Source organism: Lactobacillus equicursoris DSM 19284 = JCM 14600 = CIP 110162 (genome assembly GCF_001434815.1).
GTDB lineage: Bacteria > Bacillota > Bacilli > Lactobacillales > Lactobacillaceae > Lactobacillus > Lactobacillus equicursoris.
Genome location: NZ_AZDU01000071.1, coordinates 1 through 5,285 on the forward strand (window position 1 = coordinate 1; position 5,285 = coordinate 5,285).

A 5,285-nucleotide genomic window follows, 5' to 3' on the forward strand; every position below is an offset into this window, starting at 1 on the left:
TGCGATCAGTCAAAATTGGCTTGGCTAACTAAAGTTGGGGGGATCCCCCAACCCAAAACAGCCATGGCTAACTAAGGTTGGGGGAAGCACCCAACCCAAAACAGCCATGGCTAACAACGTTTGGGGGAATCACCCAACCCAAAACAACATCCAAGGGATTCGGCCTGCAAATTAGGTATAATGTAACTATCCCAAAAAGAAGTCAGGTGCTCACATGTATAAAGTCGTTAAAAAAGAGGTCATCAAGGCCGACCGCTTCACGGTCATCCAAGAAAAAGTCGAAAAAAATGGGCAAATCGCCCCTTTTTCCTACGTAACCATCGGCAAGGGGATCTCCATCATCCCGTTCGTTGACAAAAAACACGTCCTGCTCCTCAAGGAATACCGCCACCCGGTCGGCAGCTGGCAGTATGAATTCCCAAGCGGCGGCATTGATGAGGGCGAAGAGCCGCTCCAAGCCGCTAAGCGCGAGCTGCTGGAAGAAACCGGCTACGAGACACAGGAGATCGAGCCCCTCGGTTTCACCTACCCCTCCTTTGGCTCCACCAATGAGCAGATTTTTTTATTCGCCGGCCATGTCAAAAAGCTGACCAAACCCAAACGCGAAGTCCTGGAAGAGATCAAGATGGAAATCGTCTCCGTTGACCAGTTGGAAGACTTAATCATCAATGGCAAATTCGCCCACGGCGCTGGTCTAGCCGCTTGGCTCAACTGGAAATTGCGCCACTAACTAAAAATAGCCGAATCGACCTCGATTCGGCTATTTTTTTATCGGTAAAATCTGCAATTCCTTACTAAAGTGGGTGAAGGGCTCAAAGCCTTTTTCCGTCAAAACGCCGCAGTCCTCGATCCGGACGCCGGCCACGCCCGGGACGTAGATGCCCGGCTCAATGGAAAAGCACATGCCGGCTTCGAGAACCGTGTCGCTGCCCGGCTGAATGCCCGGCGCTTCGTGCACCTGCATCCCGATCCCGTGACCCAACCGGTGAGGGAAGTACTGGCCATAGCCGGCCTCCCGAATTACGCGTCTAGCCAGCTCATCGACTTCCCCGGCCATCATCCCGGGCCGGGCACCGTCAGCCGCCGCCTGCTGGGCCTGCCGCACGATCTCGTAGATTTGCCGCTGCTCAGCCGACACCTCGCCATACCCCACCGTCCGGCTGACGTCTGACGCGTAGCCGTTTTTCATGGTCCCCAGGTCAAAAATCACCATGTCGCCCGGGGCTAGACGGCCTTCACCCGGCAGGGCACTGACGTTAGCCGCATTTTCCCCGATCTGGACAATGGTCGGAAAGCTCGGCTCCGCCCGCAGCTGGTACTGGATTTCCGCGGCCAGCTCGCCTTCGCTGACCCCGCTCCTGAGTGCGGCGATTCCGATTTCGATGGCTAAATCCGCTTGGGCGCCGGCCGCCTGCAATTTGGCCACTTCTTCCGGCGACTTCCGCAGCCGCGCCTTTTTTAAAAAGTCCGTAATATCGGCCTCCATCTCGCTTCCTGGAAATTCTGCCTGCAAGGCCCGATACCAGGCTAAAGACAGGCTGCCGCCTTCAAGAGCCCAAGTTCGCGCAGGCCAAGCCGCAATCGCCTCTTTAATCTTTTTCCACGGGCTTTCCCCATCCTGGTAAAAAGCCACCGACCCCGGCCAGGCAAAGGAGCGCAGCTCCCCTTCATTGATGGCCGGGGCAAAAAGAAGCGCCGCCTCTTCCCGGCTGACCAAAAGGGCCATTACCCGCTCTTCCGTCCAGCTGGCATAGCCGGTCAAATAGGCAATGCTGGTCGGATCGGCCACATAGGCCAGGTCAATCCGCTCTTCTTTGAGCCAAGCAAGCAATTTTTTCAGTGAATCCCGAAATTCTCCCATCTTGTCCCCCTAAAAATCAAATCTTTCTATCAATTTTACCACCGACTTCGATAAGGATCATGATATACCAAATTGCATAAGAAAGCGTTTCACTAAAGGGGGGGATTATATTGCACATTTACAAGCTCAGATTATCCATCAGCCTCTACCTCAACTACGTGGCTCACGGCTTTGGCCTCTTGATCTTATCCCAGAACATGACGGCGCTCGGCCAGACCTGGTCATCGGGATCATCGCCACTTGCTTAGTTTTGCTGATTGCTTTTTCCATAAAAAACTCAGCGCAATTAAATAACAAGCGAATCTTTTTTTAAGGTATTAGGTGAGTGTTATACTTGGGGGGAAGAGACTAATTTATGAATTGTATATCATAACTATTGAGGTAGCATATGTCTGATCAGCCTTACCATTTTTCCGAAGAAGAGAAAAAGAAATTCCAGCTTTGCCCCCTGCCCTTGATCGTTTGCCAGCTGGTAAACGGCCAATACCGGGTTCTTTTGGCATCTGATTCTTACTGTAACATGATCCATTCTGATCGCAACTCTGTTCTTGAATACCTCAACCAATCCAGCTTTAGCCGGGTCCATCCAGCCGACGTGGACAAATTGGCGGCTTTTTCGGTAGAAGCCTTCAACCACAAGGAATCGCACCTTTTTTACCGCTTGTCCATTAGCGGCGAATACCACACCCTCTTGGCCAGCGCCCAAATCATGCTGGCTAAAGACCACGAAACCAAGCTCGGCATCGTGACTTATACGGACCTAGGCTACTACCACGGCGAAGACCTGTCATACAGCTTTGACCTGCCCCATACCGACCAGATCTCCGGGCTGCCGAATTCCGACTATTTTGACAAATATGGCGACGAGTATCTTGTGAATCTTTTTGCTAAAAAAGGCTCAGCTGCCGTCGCCTATTTTGATATTGCCTCCTTGCACTCATATAACGAGCACTACGGCTTTTTGCAAGGTAACAAGCTCATTAGAACTTGCGCCCAAACCATCAGCAAATACTTCCCAGACTGCTTGGTCATTCGCTACTTGGATGACTCTTTTTTGGCAATCATTCCTGCCGAAAATCTGGCCGGTAAGCTGACCGCCATCAGCAAGGAAGTGGCCAGCCTGGCCGCCGACAAGGTCACTAGTCTCCGAGCCGGGGTGTACCGGCTGAACGCCAAAGATACGCTGAGCCACGCCGTTGACCGGGCCTACCTGGCCTTGCGCTATTTGGGCGAAAACCGGCAAAGGCCTTACGAGGTCTACAACAAGACCATCCAAAGGTATTTTGAAAACCGCGATTACCTACTGGGACACTTTGAAGAGGCCTTGACCAAGGGCTGGCTGACGGTCAGCTACCAACCGATCTACAATATTTTTTCCAATAAGATCTGCTCCTTTGAAGCCATTTCGCGCTGGGAAAGTCCGGGTAAGCCGGTGAAAAAAGCCCGCAGCTTCGTCCCGATTTTGGAGAATAGCGGCCTGATCTACCACCTCGACCTCCACGTCTTAAGGCAGGTCTGCCAGCTGCTTAAAACCCGCCGGGCCAACAACTTGACCAATGTCCCGATTGCCATCAATTTGTCGCAAACGGACTTCCGAATTCCGAGCTTTATCGACCACATTCTCAAAATCACCCAGGAATTCCAGATCCCGCACTATTTGCTGAAGTTCGACCTTTTGGCCTTGCCAAACGATAGTGACCAGGATCTTTTGCAAAAAGGCACCTCAGCTTTGCAAAAGCACGGCTTTGAGATCTACCTTGACCGCTATGGCGGAGAAAACAGCGATCTGTCAACAGAGGCCTTGATCAACTATAATTTCAGCTCCTTAAAGATCGACCTGCGCAACCTGCAGATCAACTCGGACAAGTCCAAGATCGTGCTCACCTCGATCATCAACATGTGCCACTCGCTAAAAATTTCCCCCATCGTCAAGGGAATTGAAAATCAGGACATGTTTGCCTTCGTCAAGCCCCTGGGCGTCATGGAGGTGCAGGGGCACTATCTGTCACCCGAACTGCCCCAAGCTGAGCTGGTCCGGAGTCCTGCCGACAAGATGGAGACGCCAGAAGAACAAGAGCTTTATGCCAGGATTAAAAAGGTCCACGCCTTTAACAACAACCTGCTGACATCCGGCAGCTTAGCTTATTCGCCTAATTCCATTTTTATCTGGGATAATAAAAAGCTGACCTTGGTTTACTCCAACCAGGCCTTTGCCGCTTGGGTCCAGCACCTGGGCTTTAGCGATTTGGATAGCTTCGTCCACGCCTGCAACGTCACTTACACCAGCAACTACAACCACCTCTGGAACGCGGTTATCAATTGCAATCAAGAAGACAATATCTCCCAATTCGACTGGATCACCGATGCCGAGGAATTCAAGGTCCGCATGCAGCTGGTCGCTAAAACCGACAATATGGCCGCCTTTTTGTCAGACGGCTACAAGGTCCGCGACCGGCCCAAGCAAATTGATTACCAGGCGATTTCGGGCATCAATGAGGACCTGATCAAAAAGGCGCTCATTGAAACGACCAATGTTGGTCTGTTTTGGAAAAATCACGATTTGAACTTTTTAGGAGCCAACCAGCGCTTTTTGGACTACTTTGGCCTTACCCTTAATGAGCTAAAATCCCTCTTTTTAGCCGCTGATCCCCGCTTTAAGCAGATCCTGGACCAAGAAGAGCAGATCTTAAAAGACGGCGTCGCCATCGACAACTACCTGGAGACCACGATTAAGGGCCGCAAGCGCACCTTCCGCTACTTCTTGTCACCCATCTATGATGAAAGTCAGATTTCCGGCTTAATCGGGATCGTTGTCGATGCGACAGCCAAGATGGCGGAATTAACCAACCTCAGACAAGAGGCAACCCGGGATCCATTGACCACGCTGAAGAACCGGCGCAGCTTTGACCGCGACTTTGCCTACCTGACCCAGCGAGAGCTGATGGTAATGATGATTGACGTTGACCACTTTAAGGAGTTCAATGACCAATTTGGCCACCGCTACGGGGACGAGGTCTTGAAAAAGGTTGCCACCTGCCTGCTGAAAACCTACGGGATCGGAAACTGCTACCGCTACGGCGGGGACGAGTTCATGGTCATCTGGGATTTCCATACGAGCGAGATCGTTTTAGAAAAAGACCGGCAACTCAGGCAGTTGCTCAGCCAAATTCCGATTCTTGACCTTAAATTTGACGTCAAGATCTCAGCTGGCTACGTCTATGGTCAGGCTAGCGATGAAAAAGCCATCTACGATATGATCAACCAGGCTGACTCTTGCCTTTACCAAAGCAAGGAACAAGGCAGAAACCAAATTACTGGCAAGGAATTTCACCCAGTCGCTAAACCAAAAATCGATTAAAAGCAAAAGAGGATTCTTTACAGAATCCTCTTTTTGGCAATGTCATTAAGTTAAGGCATTGACTTT

The 5,285-nt window shown here is 51.1% G+C and carries 4 protein-coding genes; 3 read left to right on the forward strand and 1 reads right to left on the reverse strand.

Features of this window, described 5'->3' with window-relative positions:
* Positions 1-214 precede the first annotated feature (214 nt).
* Positions 215-730, forward strand: a complete 516-nt coding sequence (locus tag FC20_RS09010) for an NUDIX domain-containing protein (RefSeq protein WP_056945381.1) — start codon at positions 215-217, stop codon at positions 728-730.
* A 30-nt stretch (positions 731-760) separates the two neighbouring features.
* On the opposite strand, the gene FC20_RS09015 is transcribed toward FC20_RS09010, so the two are convergent.
* A complete protein-coding gene (locus FC20_RS09015; RefSeq protein WP_056945382.1) occupies positions 761-1,861 on the reverse strand; it encodes a M24 family metallopeptidase in 1,101 nt (366 codons plus the stop codon).
* Positions 1,862-1,971: 110 nt separating this feature from the next.
* Between FC20_RS09015 and FC20_RS10510 the strand changes: the two genes are divergently transcribed.
* Entirely contained in the window at positions 1,972-2,109 is a 138-nt protein-coding gene (locus FC20_RS10510) for a hypothetical protein (protein WP_008462207.1), read from the forward strand.
* A gap of 140 nt (positions 2,110-2,249) precedes the next feature.
* Complete coding sequence (locus FC20_RS09020; RefSeq protein ID WP_008462208.1) at positions 2,250-5,219, forward strand: bifunctional diguanylate cyclase/phosphodiesterase; 2,970 nt, start codon at positions 2,250-2,252, stop codon at positions 5,217-5,219.
* Positions 5,220-5,285 lie beyond the last annotated feature (66 nt).

What these genes read in the sequence shown, in the direction of transcription:
- FC20_RS09010 (WP_056945381.1), top strand. Translation starts at nt 215, where the DNA reads ATGTATAAAGTCGTTAAAAAAGAGGTCATCAAGGCCGACCGCTTCACG.
- FC20_RS09015 (WP_056945382.1), bottom strand. Translation starts at nt 1,861, where the DNA reads ATGGGAGAATTTCGGGATTCACTGAAAAAATTGCTTGCTTGGCTCAAA.
- FC20_RS09020 (WP_008462208.1), top strand. Translation starts at nt 2,250, where the DNA reads ATGTCTGATCAGCCTTACCATTTTTCCGAAGAAGAGAAAAAGAAATTC.